A 17,238-nucleotide genomic window follows, 5' to 3' on the forward strand; every position below is an offset into this window, starting at 1 on the left:
AAGCGCACGACGCTGTGGGCCAGACGCGATGTTGTTGAGCAGTGTAGTGCTGCGTCGGCGCACGTCGTACGCCTCGTTGGAAGGATCACCCGTCCGTGGTTGGACGGGGTGTCCAAGGAGACGGCAGGGGGCCGGACACTCCGTCCGGCCCCCTGCCGAGGGGGCTTACGCCTCCTCGTCGTTCACCCAGCTCATGAGCTTGCGCAGCTCCTTGCCGGTGGTCTCCAGGAGGTGCTTCTCGTCCTGGGTCTTGTACTCGTTGTACTTCTTCAGACCGCCGTGGTACTCGTCCATCCAGTTCTTGGCGAAGGTGCCGTCCTGGATCTCGGCGAGGACCTTCTTCATCTCCGCCTTGGTGGCGTCGGTGATGACGCGCGGGCCGGTGATGTAGTCGCCCCACTCGGCGGTCTCGGAGACGGACCAGCGCATCTTCTCCAGGCCGCCCTCGTACATGAGGTCGACGATCAGCTTCAGCTCGTGGAGGCACTCGAAGTAGGCGATCTCCGGCTGGTAACCGGCCTCGACCAGGGTCTCGAAGCCCGCCTTGACGAGCGCGGACGCTCCACCGCACAGAACGGCCTGCTCGCCGAAGAGGTCGGTCTCGGTCTCCTCGGTGAAGGTGGTCTTGATGACGCCGGCGCGGGTGCCGCCGATGGCCTTGGCGTACGACAGGGCCAGGGCGAAGGCGTTGCCGGTGGCGTCCTGCTCGACGGCGGCGATCGCGGGGACGCCGCGGCCCTCCTCGTACTGGCGGCGGACCAGGTGGCCCGGGCCCTTCGGGGCGACCAGGGCGACGTCGACGCCGGCCGGGGGCTTGATGAAGCCGAAGCGGACGTTGAAGCCGTGGGCGAAGAACAGCGCGTCGCCGTCCTTCAGGTTCGGGGCGATGGCCTCCTCGTAGACCTTGGCCTGGATCGGGTCCGGGATCAGGATCATGATGAGGTCGGCCTCGGCCGCCGCCTCGGCGGGGGTGACCACGCGCAGGCCCTGCTCCTCGGCCTTGGCCTTGGACTTGGAGCCCTCGTGCAGACCGACGCGGACGTCGACACCCGAGTCGCGGAGCGACAGCGCGTGGGCGTGGCCCTGGCTGCCGTAACCGATCACCGCGACCTTGCGGCCCTGGATGATCGAGAGGTCGGCGTCGGCGTCGTAGAACAGCTCGGCCACTGGAATTCTCCTTGAGGTGCTGGTGTTGCGTCCCACCGTACGGCGGGAGACGGAAGGAAAGTTTTCGGGTCTCGTCAGTCGGACCGCCGGCCGGACCGGCGGTTGACTTCCGGTGTTTCTCGGGCGCCGCGGTTCTCAGGCGCTGCGGTTCTCAGGCGCTGCGGTTCTCAGGCGCTGCGGTTCTCAGGCGCTGCGGTCGAGCGCCCGCAGGGACCGGTCCGTGATGGACCGGGCGCCACGCCCTATGGCGATGGTGCCCGACTGGACGAGCTCCTTGATGCCGAACTGCTCCAGCATCTTGAGCATGGCGTCCAGCTTGTCACCCGAACCGGTGGCCTCGATGGTGACGGCCTCGGGCGACACGTCGACGGTCTTGGCGCGGAAGAGCTTGACGATCTCGACGATCTGGGAGCGGGTCTCGTTGTCGGCGCGGACCTTCACCAGGACGAGCTCGCGCTGGATCGCGGCGCTGGGCTCGAGTTCGACGATCTTCAGGACGTTGACCAGCTTGTTGAGCTGCTTGGTCACCTGCTCCAGGGGCAGGTCCTCGACGTTGACCACGATGGTGATGCGGCTGATGTCGGGGTGCTCGGTGACGCCGACGGCGAGGGAGTCGATGTTGAAGCCGCGACGGGAGAACAGGGCGGCGATCCGGGCGAGGATGCCGGGCGTGTTCTCGACGAGGACGGAGAGCGTGTGCTTGGACATGGTGTGGGTCTCTTCCTGTGGCTCGTCGCTGCTCAGTCGTCTTCGCCGTCGCCGAAGTCGGGGCGGACGCCCCGGGCGGCCATGACCTCGTCGTTGGAGGTTCCGGCGGCGACCATGGGCCAGACCTGGGCGTCCTCGTGGACGATGAAGTCGATGACGACCGGCCGGTCGTTGATCGCGTTGGCCTCGGCGATGACCTTGTCGAGGTCGGCCGGGTCCTCGCAGCGCAGGGCGACACAGCCCATGGCCTCGGACAGCTTCACGAAGTCCGGGACGCGGGTGCCCTTGGCCTCGGGGTTGATGTCGTCCGGGCCGGAGTGCAGGACGGTGTTGGAGTAGCGCTGGTTGTAGAAGAGGGTCTGCCACTGGCGGACCATCCCGAGGGCGCCGTTGTTGATGATGGCGACCTTGATCGGGATGTTGTTCAGGGCGCAGGTGGTGAGCTCCTGATTTGTCATCTGGAAGCAGCCGTCGCCGTCGATCGCCCAGACCGTGCGCTCGGGCATGCCGGCCTTGGCGCCCATGGCGGCCGGGACGGCGTAGCCCATGGTCCCGGCGCCGCCGGAGTTCAGCCAGGTGGCGGGCTGCTCGTAGTCGATGAAGTGGGCGGCCCACATCTGGTGCTGGCCGACGCCGGCCGCGAAGATCGTGCCCTCGGGGGCGAGCTGGCCGATCCGCTGGATGACCTGCTGCGGGGAGAGGCTGCCGTCCTCCGGCAGGTCGTAGCCGAGCGGGTAGGTCTCGCGCCAGCGGTTCAGGTCGGACCACCAGGCGCTGTAGTCGCCCCGGTTGCCCTCGGTGTACTCGGCCTGGACGGCCTGGACCAGGTCGGCGATGACCTCGCGGGCGTCGCCGACGATCGGGACGTCGGCGGCGCGGTTCTTGCCGATCTCGGCCGGGTCGATGTCCGCGTGGACGATCTTGGCGTACGGGGCGAAGCTGTCCAGCCTGCCGGTGACGCGGTCGTCGAAGCGGGCGCCGAGGGCGACGATCAGGTCGGCCTTCTGCAGGGCGGTGACGGCGGTGACGGCGCCGTGCATGCCGGGCATGCCGACGTGCAGCGGGTGGCTGTCGGGGAAGGCGCCGAGCGCCATCAGGGTGGTGGTGACCGGGGCGCCGGTCAGCTCGGCCAGGACCTTCAGCTCGGCCGTGGCGCCCGACTTGATGACGCCGCCGCCGACGTAGAGGACGGGGCGCTTGGCGGCGGTGATGAGCTTCGCGGCCTCGCGGATCTGCTTGGCGTGCGGCTTGGTCACCGGGCGGTAGCCGGGCAGGTCGGTCTGCGGCGGCCAGGAGAAGGTGGTCTTCGCCTGGAGGGCGTCCTTGGCGATGTCGACCAGGACCGGGCCGGGGCGGCCGGTGGAGGCGATGTGGAAGGCCTCGGCGATGGTCCGCGGGATGTCCTCGGCCTTGGTGACCAGGAAGTTGTGCTTGGTGATCGGCATGGTGATGCCGCAGATGTCCGCCTCCTGGAAGGCGTCCGTGCCGATCGCCTTCGAGGCGACCTGGCCGGTGATCGCGACCAGCGGGACGGAGTCCATGTGGGCGTCGGCGATCGGGGTGACCAGGTTGGTCGCGCCGGGTCCCGAGGTCGCCATGCAGACGCCGACCTTGCCGGTGGCCTGGGCGTAGCCGGTGGCCGCGTGGCCGGCGCCCTGCTCGTGGCGGACCAGGACGTGACGGACCCGGGTCGAGTCCATCATCGGGTCGTACGCCGGGAGGATCGCGCCGCCCGGAATGCCGAAGACGGTGTCCGCGCCCACCTCTTCGAGAGAACGGATGAGGGACTGCGCACCCGTGACGTGCTCGACGGTGGTGGCGGGCGTCGCGCCGCTGCGGGGCCGCGGCTGCGGATGGTGCCCGGTGGCCTGCTCGGTCATCAGCATCTCTTCTCGAAGCAGAGGGTTTTTTGCGAGGTGTTTTGCGGGGTTTTGCGTCGACTTCTGAGGTAACCAGTGCAACAAAAAACCCCTCGTGCCGGAAGGCAAGCGAGGGGAGCGCGTCGGTTGGTTCTCAGCGGGCCTTCATCGGGGGCCCTGCTTCAGCCGACGCGCTGTCCAAGTACGAGAATTCGGGTGCGCATGGCACTGACCCTCCCTCTCCGGCCAGGCCACTGTCAAGTGGGTGGGACGGGCGTCTCATCATGTGAGCGGATCGGGTGACGGTTTCCGGACCGTCTCCGGGCCCGTCCCGGCCGGTACGGAGACGGCTCCGGGCAGCGGATAGTCGCCCCGTACGAGGGTCCGGCGGAGCCGGTACTCGTCGAGCGGGCCCGAGAAGGCCATGCCCTGCGCGTGTCCGCAGCCCATGGCCCGCAGGGCCAGCGCCTGCTCGGGCACGTCGACGCCCTCGGCGACGGTCTGCAGGCCGAGCTCGCCCGCGAGGCGGAGCACTCCACTTGTGATCTTGCGGAGCCGGGCGGATTCGACCACGCCTTCGACGAGGTCCCTGTCCAGTTTCAGTATGTCGACCGGGAGCCGTCTGAGGGCGTGAACCGCCACATGGCCGCTGCCGAAGCCGTCGAGCGCGATCCGCACGCCGAGTCGGCGCAGGGAGACCAGGCGCTGCTCCAGCTCGTCGAGGGGGGTGTCGTGGCCGGTGTCGGCCAGCTCGATGACGAGGGAGCCGGACGGCAGCCCGTGCCGGGCGAGCAGGGCCTCGACGGAGCCGGGAGGGACCGAGCGGTCGAGGAGGCGGCGGGCGGGGACCCGGACGGCGACCGGGGTGCGGTGGCCGCTGCCGGCCCGCTCGGCGGCCTGCTCGACGGCCTCCGCCAGGAGCCAGCGGCCCAGCTCGGCGGTGCGCTCGCCGTCGTCGGTGGCCCGCAGGTACTCGGCGGGGGTGAAGAGGATGCCCTGGGCGGAGCGCCAGCGGGCCTGCGCGCTGACGGCGGAGATCCGGCCGGTGGCGAGGTCCACGACGGGCTGGTGGAGGAGGGCGAACTCGCCGTCGTGGAGCGCGGTGCGCAGCCGGGCGGCGAGTTCGGTGCGGCGGACGACCTCGGCCTGCATCTGGGGCGCGTACAGCTCCACGCGGTCCTTGCCGCCGGCCTTGGCGCGGTACATGGCGAGGTCGGCGTTGCGCAGCAGGGCGCCGACGCCGGTGCCGGGCTCGGCGAAGGCGACGCCGATGGAGGCGGCGACCCGGACCTCGGTGCCGCCGTCGAGGCGGTAGGGGCGGGAGAGGGTGAGCCGGAGCCGCTCGGCGATCTCCCTGACCTGGGTCTCGCGGGCGGCGCGGTCGCGCAGGCCGTCGCCGAGGATGAGGGCGGCGAACTCGTCGCCGCCGAGCCGGGCGGCGGTGTCCCCGGCCCGTACGGCCTCCTGGAGGCGGCGGGCGACCTGGACGAGGAGGTCGTCGCCGGCCTGGTGGCCGAGCCGGTCGTTGACCGCCTTGAAGCCGTCGAGGTCGATGAAGAGGACGGCGGTGCCGGGGTCGGAGGAGCGGCGGCCGCCGAGCGCCTGTCCGACACGGTGGGTGAAGAGCGCGCGGTTGGGCAGGTCGGTGAGCGGGTCGTGCTCGGCGTTGTGCTGCAACTGGGCCTGGAGCCGGACCCGTTCGGTCACGTCACGGCTGTTGAGGATCAGGCCGCCCTGGTGCCGGTTGACGGTGGACTCGACGTTGAGCCACTCTCCCCCGCTCTCGGCTTCTCCCCCGGCCTCCGGCCGGGAGGTGCCCGCGCGGCCGGATCGGAAGCGGTACTCGATGCGGGTGGTGGGCTCCTCTGCAGGCGAGGCGGCGAGGAAGCGGCGCACCTCGTGGACGACGGCGCCGAGGTCCTCGGGGTGGATGTGCGCGGCCAGCTCGGAGCCGATCAGCTCCTCGGCGTCGCGCCCGTACACCCCGGCGGCGGCGGGGCTGACGTACCGCAGGACGCCGCTGGGCGCGGCGATCATGATGACGTCGCTGGAGCCCTGCACGAGCGACCTGAAGTAGTTCTCCTTCTGGGCCAGTTCGTGGGTGAGGGCGATGTTGTCGATGAGCATGATGCCCTGGCGGACGACGAGGGCGAGGACGACGGCGCAGCCGGTGAGGACGACGACGCGGTCGATCCGGCGGCCCTCGACCACGTTGTACAGGATGCCGAGGGTGCAGACGGCGGCGGCGAGGTACGGGGTGAGGGCGGCGAGCGACCCGGCGACGGGCCTGCTGGGCAGCCCGGGGCCGCTGACGGCGTCGCTCCCCGACGGCCGGCGGACGCCCCAGGGCGCGTAGGCGAGCAGCAGGGAGCCGGCGAACCAGCCGGCGTCGAGCAGCTGGCCCGAGACGTAGTGGGCGCGCAGCAGCGGCGAGGTGAAGAGGGCGTCGCAGAGCACAGTGAGGGCGAGGGCCGCGATGGCGGTGTTGACCGCCGAGCGGTTCGCCTGGGAGCGCCGGAAGTGGAGCGCGAGGACCATGCTGACGAGCACGATGTCGAGCAGCGGGTACGCGAGCGACAGCGCGGCCTGCGCCACGGACTCGCCCTGGAAGTGGGTGGTGTGGGCGAGGGCGAGGCTCCAGGAGAGGGTCAGCAGCGACCCCGCGATGAGCCAGGCGTCGAGCCCCAGGCAGACCCAGCCGGCCCGGGTGACGGGCTTCTTGGCGAGGACGAGGAGACCGACGATGGCGGGTGGGGCGAAGAGCAGGAAGAACAGGTCGGCGACGGAGGACTCGGGGACCTGCCGGCCGAGCACGACCTCGTACCAGCCCCAGACGGCGTTCCCGGCGCCGGCCATGAAGGACGAGCCGGCGAAGAGGAGCCAGGCGGGGCGGGTGCCGCCGCGCTCGGCCCTGGCGTACAGGAAGCAGGAGACGGCGGCGGTGAAGGCGGCGGCGCTCAGCCCGAAGTCGCCCATGAAGAGGGCGAGTCGGGGGGAGCCCCAGCCGAGGGCCGCGCCGGTGGTGTAGGCGGCGCAGACGAGGCCGAGGGCGATCTGGGCGAGGAGCGAACCGGCCCAGGAGGGCCGGTGGTCCGGCCGTGGGGCGGGCCGCTCGGGCGCGGGGCGGCCGGGACCGGCCGGTGCGGGCCCGCGCCGCATCACGGCGGTGGAGCCGGTACCGCTCACGGGGTCCTCCCGCCCGGCGTCGTGCCCGAAGCCCCCCGCCTCGCCGTCCGCACCGCCGAAGCCGTGCGGATCGGGGGTGTGGGACTCCGGGAGGGGCCCGTGGGGCCGGGGCGGCTCGGGCGCGGTGCGGTCGCGGGGCGGACCCGTGGCGTCGCCGTGCGACGGCGTCCCGTCCAGGCGCTCCGCGCGGTGCGGCGCGGCCTGGTCCGGCACCGAACGCGAGAGACCGGCAGCGAGGCGCGGGAGGTTCGCCGGCGGCGTCGCCGCGCGGGGCCGCTGGTCCGTCGGCCGTGCTCCACCCGTCACCCCCCTCGGAATCTGATGTCCCGTCACTTCGCTCCCCGGCGTCCGCCCGTACACGACGCAGTCCCCCGATCCGGGACGATACACCAGGACCGTCACTCAGGGACAGGGGTGAAGTACTCTCCGTGACCGACTTGGGGGCTTGCGGGCGGCGCGCGACGGGGCGCGCGCCGCCGGACCGGCCTCAGGCGGGGCGGACGGATCGGCTTCAGGTGGTACGGAGGACGTTCGCGAGCTCCTCTCCCGCCGCGAACCGTCCGACCTGCGCCGCGATCAGCCGCTTCGCCCTCGGCATGAAGGCCGAGGTGGAACCTCCGACGTGGGGGGTGACGAGGACACCGGGAGCGTGCCACAGCGGATGCCCGGCCGGCAGCGGCTCCGGGTCCGTCACGTCCAGGGCCGCCGTGATCCGTCCGCTCTCCGCCTCCTTGAGCAGGGCGTTCGTGTCGACCACCGGGCCGCGTGCGACGTTGACGAGCAGCGCCCCGTCCTTCATCCGGGCGAGGAAGCCCGCGTCGGCCAGGTGCCGGGTCTCCGGCGTGAGCGGGGTGGAGAGCACGACCACGTCGGCCGCGGGCAGCAGCGCGGGCAGCTCGGCCAGGGCGTGCACGGGGCCGCGGGCCGTGGTGCGGGCGGAGCGGGCGACGCGTACCACCTCCGCGCACTCGAAGGGCGCGAGCCGGTCCTCGATGGCCGAGCCGATCGATCCGTACCCGACGATCAGGACGGACTTGTCGGCGAGCGCCGGGTAGAAGCCGTCCCGCCACTCCTCGGCGTCCTGGCCGCGCACGAAGCGGGGGATGCCGCGCAGCGAGGCGAGGATCAGGGCGAGGGTGAGTTCGGCGGTGCTGGCCTCGTGCACGCCCTTGGCGTTGCAGACCGAGACACCGGGGCCGAGCGCGCCGAGGCCGGGGACGACGTGGTCGATGCCGGCGGAGAGGGTCTGGACGACGCGCAGCGAGGTCATCGCGGCGAGCGGCCGGACCGCGATCTCGGAGCCCTTCATGTACGGGACGACGTAGAAGGCGCAGTCGGCGGGGTCGGCCGGGAAGTCGGCTCCGCCGTCCCAGAAGCGGTAGTTCAGGCCGGAGGCGCCCGGGTCCGGCAGTCCGTCGATCTCGTCGGCGGGGATCGGGAGCCACACGTCGGCAGGGGTGGATGCGAGTGTCATGACCGGGAGGCTATGCGAAGAATCCGGCACGTCATTGGTTACTTTGGGGGGCGGCACAAGGAGGGGTAGCGGCACGTGGAGCGCAGGACTATCGGGGCGACGGCGCTCGACGTGGGGGCGGTCGGCCTCGGTTGCATGCCGATGAACTGGGCGTACAGCCGTTCGGAGCAGCGGGGTGACCGCTCGCTGCGGGCCGTGCACGCGGCCCTCGACGCCGGGGTGAGCCTGCTCGACACCGCCGACATGTACGGACCTTTCACCAACGAGCTGTTGCTCGGCCGGGTGCTGAAGGAGCGTCGGGCGGACGTCTTCGTGTCGACGAAGTGCGGGCTGCTCGTCGGGGACGGGCACGTGGTGGCCAACGGCCGTCCGGAGTACGTGCGCCGGGCCTGCGACTCCTCGCTGCGGCGGCTCCAGACGGACGTCATCGACCTCTACCTCCTGCACCGGGTGGACCCGGAGGTGCCGGTGGAGGAGACCTGGGGCGCGCTGGCGGAGCTGGTGGCGGCGGGCAAGGTGCGGGCGCTCGGGCTGAGCGCGGTCGGGGTGCGCGGGACCAGGCGCTCGCGCACCGGCGACCGGTACGAGGGAACGATCCGTCAGCTGGCGCGGGTGCAGCAGGTGTTCCCGGTGGCGGCGGTCCAGGCCGAGCTGTCGGTGTGGGCTCCGGAGGCGCTGGCGCGGCTGCTGCCGTGGTGTGCGGCGCGCGGGATCGGGTTCCTCGCGGCGATGCCGCTGGGCAGCGGTTTCCTGACCGGGACGCTGACGCCGGGCGGCGGCTTCGAGCCGGACGACCCCCGGGCCCGGCACCCCCGTTTCACGGCCGAGATGATGGCGGCGAACCAGCCGCTGGTGGCCGGGCTGCGGCGGGTGGCCGCCCGGCACGGGGACGGGGTGACGGCGGCGCAGGTCGCGCTGGCATGGGTGCTGGGGCAGGGGCGGCACGTGGTGCCGGTGCCGGGGACGAAGCGGGAGCGGTGGGCGGTGGAGAACGCCGGGGCGGCGGGGGTGCGGCTCACGCCCGGGGACCTGGCGGAGCTCGCGGCGTTGCCGGCGGCGCGGGAGTCCTGGGACTGACCCTCTGACCTGCACTTCTCGGAAGGATTCGAGAAAATCCAAGAAAAGTGGCCACGGCGGGAACACACGCAGCGTGATCGACGTATTTCAGATAGTGAAGTAACGCTGCTCGAACCGTCGAACCGCTGAAGGGGCCTGTGCCATGAGCCGTCCTGCTGTGCTGAAGGCCCTGGGGGGCGTCGTCGCCGCGCTGGTGTTCGCGGCGGGGTGCTCCTCGGCCCCCTCCGCGTCCGGTCCTCCCCCGTCCGCGGCCGGGGAGGAGCGGGTGAAGGTGGCGGGGACGCTCACCGAGGGGCTGCGCTCGCCCTGGGGGCTCGCCGAGCTGCCGGACGGCGATCTGCTGGTCTCCTCGCGGGACGAGCGGACGATCACCCGGGTGGACGGACGGAGCGGGGCGAAGACCTCGCTGGGCGAGGTGCCGGGCGTGGTGCCGGGCGGCGAGGGCGGGCTGATGGGCCTGACCGTGCGCGACGGCTGGGTGTACGCGTACCTGACCGCCGCGTCGGACAACCGGATCGTGCGGATGCGGTACGGCGGCGGCGACGGCGACCGGCTCGGGGAGCCGCAGCCGGTGCTCACCGGCATCCCCAAGGGCGTGGTGCACGACGGCGGGCGGATCGCCTTCGGCCCCGACGGGATGCTGTACGCGGGGACGGGAGAGACCGGGCGGACGGGGCTGTCCCAGGACCGGAAGTCGCTGGGCGGGAAGATCCTGCGGATGACCCCGGAGGGGAGACCGGCGCCGGGCAACCCCTTCGGGGACTCGGTGGTCTACTCGTACGGCCACCGCAATGTGCAGGGGCTCGCCTGGGACGCCGAAGGGCGGCTGTGGGCGGCCGAGTTCGGGCAGAACACCTGGGACGAGCTGAACCTGATCGAGCCGGGAAAGAACTACGGCTGGCCGGAGGCCGAGGGCAAGGCCGGGCGGTCGGGGTTCGTGGACCCGGTGGCCCAGTGGCCGACCTCGGAGGCCTCGCCGAGCGGGATCGCGTACGCCCGGGGCGCGATCTGGATGGCGGGGCTGCGGGGCGCGCGGCTGTGGCGGATCCCGCTGGACGGCGAGCGGCGGTCCGGGGAGCCGGAGGCCTTTCTGAGCGGGGAGTACGGACGGCTGCGGACGGTCCTCGCGGACGGGGACGACCGGCTGTGGCTGGTGACGAGCGAGACCGACGGCCGCGGCACGCCCGACTCCGGTGACGACCGGATCCTCCGTCTGGAGGTGAGGTGAGGGATGTCCGGCTTCGGCGGGCTCGACGAGTTCTTCGCCCCGGGGCGCCGGCACGCCGAGGAGGAGCGGCGGCGCCTCGCGCTGACCCGCGAGGACCCCGGTGACGCCGATCCCGGGCAGGGGCCGATAGACCTGGCCTCGGGCCGGGTGACGATACGGGTCCCCGGCCAGGGCGCGGGGTCAGCGGGGGGTGTCGAGGAGGTGGAGGCGGTGGGCGAGGGCGGCGGCCTCGCCCCGGCCGGAGACGCCGAGCTTGGCGAGGATGTTGGAGACGTGGACGCTGGCGGTCTTCGGTGAGATGAACAGCTCCTCGGCGATCTGCCGGTTGGTGCGGCCGGCCGCGACCAGGCGCAGGACGTCCTGTTCGCGGGGGGTCAGGCCGAAGGCGTCGGCCTCGGGTTCCGGCTCCGGGGTCCCGGGGGCGGGGTCGGCGGCGAGGGTGATCCGGGCGCGGGCGGCGAGCAGTTCGACGTCCTCGCGGAGCGGACGGGCGCCGAGGGCGGCGGCGGTGGCGTGGGCCTGCCGGAGCAGGGCCGCGGCCTCCTCGCGGCGGCCGCCTTCGACGAGGAGGGCGTCGGCGAGCCGGTGACGGGCCCTGGCCAGTGGGTAGGGCCGGTCGAGGGGGGTCCAGGCCTCGACGACCTCGGCCCAGCGGGCGGCCGTCTCGCGGCCTTCGGCGCGGGCCAGTTCCTCGGCGACCTGGAGCGCGTGGGCGGCCCAGACGGGGGCGGGGGTGGCCAGGGACCGGACGCAGCGGCGGATGACGGCCAGCGCCTCGGGGCGGCCTTCCTCCGCGGCGGGCAGGCCGCGACTGTCGGCTTCGGCGGTGACGGCGGTGAGGACGAGGGGCCAGCCGTAGCGGTGGGTGCCGGGCGGGAAGCCGGCGTCGGCCACGGAGGCCGCCTGGGCGCGGATGTCGGCGAGCCGGCCCTCGGCGACGGCCGCGACCATGTCGATGCCGGTGAGAGGGAGGGTGTACTGCGGGACGGGGTCGCGGGTGCCGTAGACGGCGCGGGCCTCGTCGAGGTGGCGGATGCCCGTGGCGGTCTCGCCCCGGGCGAGGGCCACTTGGGCGAGCCGGAGGTGGGCGGAGCCCCGGGGCTTGGTGCTGGTGGCGGAGGAGAGGAGGAGTTCGGCCTCGGCGCGGGCCTCGTCCCAGCGGCCGAGGGAGTAGAGGGATTCGGCCTTGTTGCCGCGGATCCAGGCGGCGGCGTCGACCAGGCCGCGGGTGCGGGCGAGTTCGATGCCGGCGGCGGCGAGTTCGACGGCCTCGGCGGAGCGGCCGAGGGATTCGAGGGAGGAGGTGAGGTTGGTGTGGGCACGGGCGGCTTCGGAGAACTGCCCGAGGGCGGTGGTCCGTTCGCGGACGGCGTGCATCTCGGCGAGGCCGGCGTCGGGGTCGCCGGCGGCCGCCATGATGGTGCCGAGGGTGAGGCGGGCGTTGAGTTCGGTGGCCTCGGCCTTGACGAGGCGGGCGTACTCCACGGCGCGTTCGGCGGCGACGAGGGAGTCGGGTCCTGGCTTGCGGAGCATGCCCCAGCCGGCGGCGCCGGCGAGGACGACCGCGTGGACGGCGGACGGAGGCAGGCCCTTGACGAGTTCCTGGGCGCGGGAGATCTCGGCCCAGCCGTCGCCGCGGCCGAGGTTGGACTGGAGCCGGGCCTGCTCGGTCCAGAACCAGGCGGCGCGCAGGGGGTCGTTCTCCCCCTCTCCGTCGAGGAGGCGGAGCGCCATCTTGCCGATCTTGAGGGCGCGTTCGCGTTCGCCGCAGAGACGGGCGGCGACGGCGGCCTCGGCGAGCAGGTCGAGGTGGCGCAGCGGGGTGGTCTCGGGGTCGCAGCCGCAGGGCGGGTAGGCCTCGGCGTAGTCCATGGGGCGCAGTCCCGCGCGGACCTCGGCGGGGGCCTCCTCCCAGAGTTCCATGGCCCGTTCGAGGAGGCGGAGCTGTTCGGCGTAGGCGTGGCGCTTGCGGGTGGCGACGGAGGCGTCGAGGACGGCGGGGAGGGCCTTGGCCGGGTCGTGGGCGTGGTACCAGTACGTGGCGAGGCGGGTGGCCCGCTCGTCGGGGCGGACGAGGCCGGGGTCGGTCTCCAGGGCCTCGGCGTAGCGGCGGTTGAGGCGGGAGCGCTCGCCGGGCAGCAGGTCGTCGCTGACGGCCTCGCGGACCAGGGAGTGGCGGAAGCGGTAGCCGTCGCCGTCGGGGACGGCGAGGAGGATGTTGGCGCCGACGGCGGCGCGCAGGGCCTCGATGAGCTCGTCCTCGGAGAGCCGGGAGACGGCGGCGAGCAGGCCGTGCTCGACGGTGGAGCCGCCCTCGGCGACGATCCGGACGACGCGCTGGGCGTCCTCGGGGAGGGCCTCGACGCGGACCAGGAGGAGGTCGCGGAGGGAGTCGCTGAGGGGTCCTGTGCCGTCGCCGCAGGTGCGGGAGGCGACGAGTTCCTCGACGAAGAAGGCGTTGCCGTCGGAGCGGTCGAAGATCTCGTCGACGAGGCCGGGAGCGGGCTCGGCGGCGAGGATGCCGGTGAGCTGGCGGCGGACCTCGGTGCGGGTGAAGCGGGACAGCTCGATGCGGCGCAGGGTGCGCATCCGGTCGAGTTCGGCGAGGAGGGGGCGCAGGGGGTGGCGGCGGTGGATGTCGTCGGCGCGGTAGGTGGCGACGACCACGATCCGGCCGCGGCGCAGGGTGCGCAGCAGGTAGGTGAGGAGGTGGCGGGTGGAGGTGTCGGCCCAGTGGAGGTCTTCGAGGACGAGGACGAGCGTGCGGTCGGTGGCGAGCCGTTCCAGGAGGCGGACGGTGAGCTCGAAGAGGCGGGCGGTGGCGTCCTCGTCGTTGGGGTCGGGGCCGCCGGGTTCGCCGAGCTCGGGCAGGAGGCGGGCGAGTTCGCCCTCGTGGCCGTCGGCGGCGGCGGTGAGTTCCTCGGGGAGGCGGCGGCGGAGGGCGCGCAGGGCGGTGGAGAAGGGGGCGAAGGGCAGTCCGTCGGCGCCGAGTTCGACGCAGCCGCCGAGGGCGACGACGGCGCCGGCCTCGCGGGCGGCGTCAAGGAACTCCTCGACGAGCCGGGTCTTGCCGACGCCGGCCTCGCCGGAGACGAGCAGCGCCTGGGGCTCTCCCGCGGTCGCGCGGGAGAGCGCCTCGGTGAGGGCGGTGAGTTCGCCGGCGCGGCCGACGAAGACGGGGCTGACGGACCTGGTCTCCACGGCGCCGAGCATCGCACAGGCGCCCCGCTGGTCGCTCATACGGGGGTCACGCGACCTGGGCGTAGCGGTCCTTGCCGGCGCTCACCCGCCCTTCCGGTTCCCGCCGTACGGTCCGGCGGACGGCCTTGGCGACGCGGGCGGCCTCGCGGCCGAGGCGCTGGGCGGCGGCCTCGCGGACGAGCTCGGCGTGGGCGGCGCGGTGGATCTCGTACTCGAACATGGGGTGCTCCCTGGGCTGTGGTGTCGGTATCGCTCCTTGCGATGCCTCTACCTTCGTCGCCCAGGGGATGCCGGGGCATCGGGCGAGTGCCGCATGTTCGGGGCGCGGAGGTCCTTAGGGCGGGCCCGGGGGTGCCTTAGGACGTCTGAGGACCCGCCCGTACGGCTTGGGCCGAGTACCTCAGGCAGTCTTCGCGGCGCGCCATTCGGGGGCGAGGACGGACCAGACCTCCAGGTCGGTGCGGGTGCCGCGGTAGGGGTGGTGCGCGCGCAGGACGCCTTCCCTGGTCATGCCGAGGCGGCGGGCGACGGCGATGCTGGGCAGGTTCTTCGAGGAGACGCGCCATTCGACGCGGTGGAGGCCGCGGGTCTCGACGGCCCAGTCGATGATGACCCGGCAGGCGCGGGTGATCAGGCCGCGGCCGACGGCGGAGGGCTCCAGCCAGCAGCCGGCCTCGGCGGTGCCGGCGACCACGTCCATGGTGCGGAAGAGGACGCCGCCGACAAGGGTGCCGTCGGTCCAGATGCCGTAGATGCGTCCGGCGTCCTGCGCGGTCTTCTCGGCGTAGCCGCGGAGGAAGGCGCGGGCGGAGTCGAGGTCGCGGGCGGCGTCGGCGAGGGGAATGTGCTCGCCGATGAACTCCCGGCCCCGGTCCATGTGGGCGAGGAACTCCTCGGCCTGCCAGGGCTCCAGGGGCCTCAGTTCGGCACCGTCGTCACCCAGCGATATCGCGAACATCCTCGTTCTCCTCCGTGGTCGGCGCGAGCGTGCGCTGCCCGGGGATCTTCGCATGGGGGTCCTGCGCGCGGGGGTCCTCCGCACGGGGGGCCTTCGCGCGGGCGTCCTTCGCGCGGGCGTCGGCGGCGACCCTGCACTCGGGCGGCTCGATGCTGATCCGGGGCAGGATCCGGTCGAGGCTCCGGGGCAGCCACCAGTTGGCGCCGCCGAGCATGTGCATGAGGGCGGGGACGAGGAGGGTGCGCAGGACGAAGGCGTCGAGGGCGACGGCGGCGGCCAGCGCGATGCCGAACATCGCGATGACCCGGTCGCCGGAGAGGACGAAGGCGAGGAAGACCGAGATCATGATGACCGCGGCGGAGTTGATCACCCGGCTGGTCTCGGCGAGGCCGACCCGGACGGCCCGCCGGTTGTCGCCGGTCTCCAGCCACTCCTCGTACATCCGGCTGACCAGGAAGACCTGGTAGTCCATGGAGAGGCCGAAGAGGACCGAGACCATGATCACGGGGAGGAAGGGTTCGATCGGTCCCGCGCTGCCGAGGCCGAGGAGTTCGGAGCCCCAGCCCCACTGGAAGATCGCGACGACGATGCCGAAGGCGGCGGCGACGGCGGCGACGTTCATGGCGGCGGCCTTGAGCGGGATGCCGATGGACCGGAAGGCGAGCAGCAGGAGCAGGCAGCCGAGGGCGACGACGGCGCCGACGAAGAGCGGCAGCTTGCCGACGATGATCTCGGCGAAGTCGTCGTACGAGGCGGTGATGCCGCCGACGTGGACCTCCAGCGAGGTGCCGGCCTCGGCGGTCGGGATCACGTCGTCGCGGAGCCGGTCGACGAGCTCGCTGGTGGCCTTCGACTGGGGCGAGGAGTCGGGGACGACGGTGAGGACGGCGGTGTCGCCGGAGCCGTTGTAGGTGACCGGGGAGACGGAGGCGACGCCCTTGGTGGCGGCGAGCTCCTCCGGCAGCCGGTCGAGGGCGACCCGGTCGTCGGCGCCGTCGAGCCCGGCGACCAGGGTCAGCGGGCCGTTGACACCGGGCCCGAAGCCCTCGGCGAGGAGGTCGTACGCCTGCCGGGTGGTGGCGGTGGCCGGGTTGTTGCCCTGGTCGGAGGTGCCGAGGTGGAGCGAGAGGGTCGGCAGCGCGAGGACGGTCATGACGACGGCGGCGACGGCCCCGAGGAGCTTGGGGTGGCGCTCGACGAAGGCGGACCAGCGGGCGGCGAGTCCGGTGGGCACCTCGGGCTGCGGCCCGTGCTCGGCGAGGGCGCGCCGCTCGCGCCGGGAGAGGGCGCGCATGCCGATGAGGGAGAGCAGCGCGGGCAGCAGGGTGACGGAGGCGGCGACGGTGAGGACGACGGTGAGCGAGGCGGCGATCGCGACGCCGTTGAGGAAGCTCAGCCGCAGGATGAGCATGCCGAGGAGGGCGATGCAGACGGTGGCGCCGGCGAAGACGACGGCCCGCCCGGTGGTCGCGACGGCGGTCTCGGCGGCCTCGGCGACGCTCAGGCCGCGTTTCAGCCCCTTGCGGTGCCGGGTGACGATGAAGAGCGCGTAGTCGATGCCGACGCCGAGGCCGATGAGCATGCCGAGCATGGGGGCGAAGTCGGCGACCGTCATCAGGTGCCCGAGGAGCACGATCCCCGAGTAGGCGATGCCGACGCTGACCAGGGCGGTGGCGATGGGCAGCAGGGAGGCGGCGAGGGAGCCGAAGGCGAGGAGCAGCACCACGGCGGCGACGGCCACCCCGACGACCTCGGCGATGTGCCCGCCGGGCGCCTCGGTGAGGGCGACGGCGCTGCCGCCGAGCTCCACCTGGAGCCCGTCGGTCTCGGCGGCCTTCGCGGTGTCGACGAGGGCCTGCGCCTGGGCGACGGGGATGTCGTCGGCCTGCTCGCGGAAGGTGACGGTGGCGTAAGCGGTACGCCCGTCCTCACTGACCTGACCGCGCGCCGCCCCGCCGTCGCCCCCGTACGGAGAGGTGACGGCGGCCACACCGGGCAGTCCGGCGACCTTCTCCAGCATGGGCGCGACGCGTTCCTGGACGGCATCGGCCCGGACGCTGCCGCGCTCGGTGTGCCAGACGATGGTGTCGCTGTCGCCACCGAGCCCCTGGAACCCGCGGTCGAGGAGGGCGGTGGCCCGCCCGGACTCGGTGCCGGGGACCTCGTAGTCGTTGGAGTACGCGCTGCCGGCGAGGACGGCCGCGCCGCCCACGCCGACGAGGGCGAGGACCCACAGGAGGACGGCGACGAGTCGGTGCCGGATGCACCACCGTGCGATGGCTGCCAAAGGACGTGCTCCCTGCTGGATCGGTGGTCGCTGCCCACTGTCGCAGCCAAACGTGATCGTTTGTCCGTTTCGTGGCGATACTCACAGATCGCG

The 17,238-nt window shown here is 73.0% G+C and carries 12 protein-coding genes; 3 read left to right on the forward strand and 9 right to left on the reverse strand.

The genetic code is table 11. The features are described from left to right. Window positions 1-165: 165 nt before the first annotated feature. The 5 genes from ilvC to QK442_RS07980 form a co-directional block, all read right to left on the reverse strand. Window positions 166-1,167: a ketol-acid reductoisomerase gene (gene ilvC / locus QK442_RS07960; RefSeq protein WP_282693158.1), complete on the reverse strand. Its 1,002-nt coding sequence runs from the start codon at window positions 1,165-1,167 to the stop codon at window positions 166-168. Between the two features lie 183 nt (window positions 1,168-1,350). Continuing rightward, the gene (ilvN, locus tag QK442_RS07965) at window positions 1,351-1,875 is read right to left on the reverse strand and encodes an acetolactate synthase small subunit (protein ID WP_282693159.1); all 525 of its coding nucleotides are present in this window, start codon (window positions 1,873-1,875) and stop codon (window positions 1,351-1,353) included. A gap of 32 nt (window positions 1,876-1,907) precedes the next feature. Beyond that, on the reverse strand, window positions 1,908-3,761 hold the full coding sequence (locus tag QK442_RS07970; RefSeq protein WP_282693160.1) for an acetolactate synthase large subunit: 1,854 nt from the start codon (window positions 3,759-3,761) through the stop codon (window positions 1,908-1,910). Window positions 3,762-4,016: 255 nt separating this feature from the next. Then, on the reverse strand, window positions 4,017-6,893 hold the full coding sequence (locus tag QK442_RS07975; RefSeq protein ID WP_282693382.1) for an EAL domain-containing protein: 2,877 nt from the start codon (window positions 6,891-6,893) through the stop codon (window positions 4,017-4,019). 538 nt (window positions 6,894-7,431) lie between these two features. Further along, the gene (locus tag QK442_RS07980; RefSeq protein ID WP_282693161.1) at window positions 7,432-8,394 is read right to left on the reverse strand and encodes a 2-hydroxyacid dehydrogenase; all 963 of its coding nucleotides are present in this window, start codon (window positions 8,392-8,394) and stop codon (window positions 7,432-7,434) included. Window positions 8,395-8,469: 75 nt separating this feature from the next. Here QK442_RS07980 and QK442_RS07985 point away from each other — a divergent pair, with 75 nt between their 5' ends. The 3 genes from QK442_RS07985 to QK442_RS07995 all read left to right on the forward strand — a co-directional run bounded on the left by QK442_RS07985 (window position 8,470) and on the right by QK442_RS07995 (window position 10,996). Beyond that, on the forward strand, window positions 8,470-9,471 hold the full coding sequence (locus QK442_RS07985; RefSeq protein WP_282693162.1) for an aldo/keto reductase: 1,002 nt from the start codon (window positions 8,470-8,472) through the stop codon (window positions 9,469-9,471). A 142-nt stretch (window positions 9,472-9,613) separates the two neighbouring features. Then, the gene (locus QK442_RS07990) at window positions 9,614-10,699 is read left to right on the forward strand and encodes a PQQ-dependent sugar dehydrogenase (RefSeq protein ID WP_282693163.1); all 1,086 of its coding nucleotides are present in this window, start codon (window positions 9,614-9,616) and stop codon (window positions 10,697-10,699) included. A 3-nt stretch (window positions 10,700-10,702) separates the two neighbouring features. Beyond that, entirely contained in the window at window positions 10,703-10,996 is a 294-nt protein-coding gene (locus QK442_RS07995; protein WP_282693164.1) for a DUF6191 domain-containing protein, read from the forward strand. Here QK442_RS07995 and QK442_RS08000 read toward each other — a convergent pair. The 4 genes from QK442_RS08000 to QK442_RS08015 form a co-directional block, all read right to left on the reverse strand. After that, window positions 10,880-13,939 carry a helix-turn-helix transcriptional regulator gene (locus QK442_RS08000; protein ID WP_282693165.1) on the reverse strand — a complete coding sequence of 1,020 codons (3,060 nt, stop codon included), beginning with the start codon at window positions 13,937-13,939 and terminating at the stop codon, window positions 10,880-10,882. The genes QK442_RS07995 and QK442_RS08000 overlap by 117 nt on opposite strands. A gap of 7 nt (window positions 13,940-13,946) precedes the next feature. Continuing rightward, window positions 13,947-14,120: a hypothetical protein gene (locus QK442_RS08005; protein WP_282693166.1), complete on the reverse strand. Its 174-nt coding sequence runs from the start codon at window positions 14,118-14,120 to the stop codon at window positions 13,947-13,949. Window positions 14,121-14,300: 180 nt separating this feature from the next. Continuing rightward, complete coding sequence (locus QK442_RS08010; protein WP_282693167.1) at window positions 14,301-14,858, reverse strand: GNAT family protein; 558 nt, start codon at window positions 14,856-14,858, stop codon at window positions 14,301-14,303. After that, complete coding sequence (locus QK442_RS08015) at window positions 14,836-17,145, reverse strand: MMPL family transporter (RefSeq protein WP_282693168.1); 2,310 nt, start codon at window positions 17,143-17,145, stop codon at window positions 14,836-14,838. The genes QK442_RS08010 and QK442_RS08015 overlap by 23 nt, the downstream gene beginning before the upstream one ends. Window positions 17,146-17,238 lie beyond the last annotated feature (93 nt).

This window comes from Streptomyces sp. CC208A (genome assembly GCF_030010625.1).
In the GTDB taxonomy this organism is placed as follows: domain Bacteria; phylum Actinomycetota; class Actinomycetes; order Streptomycetales; family Streptomycetaceae; genus Streptomyces.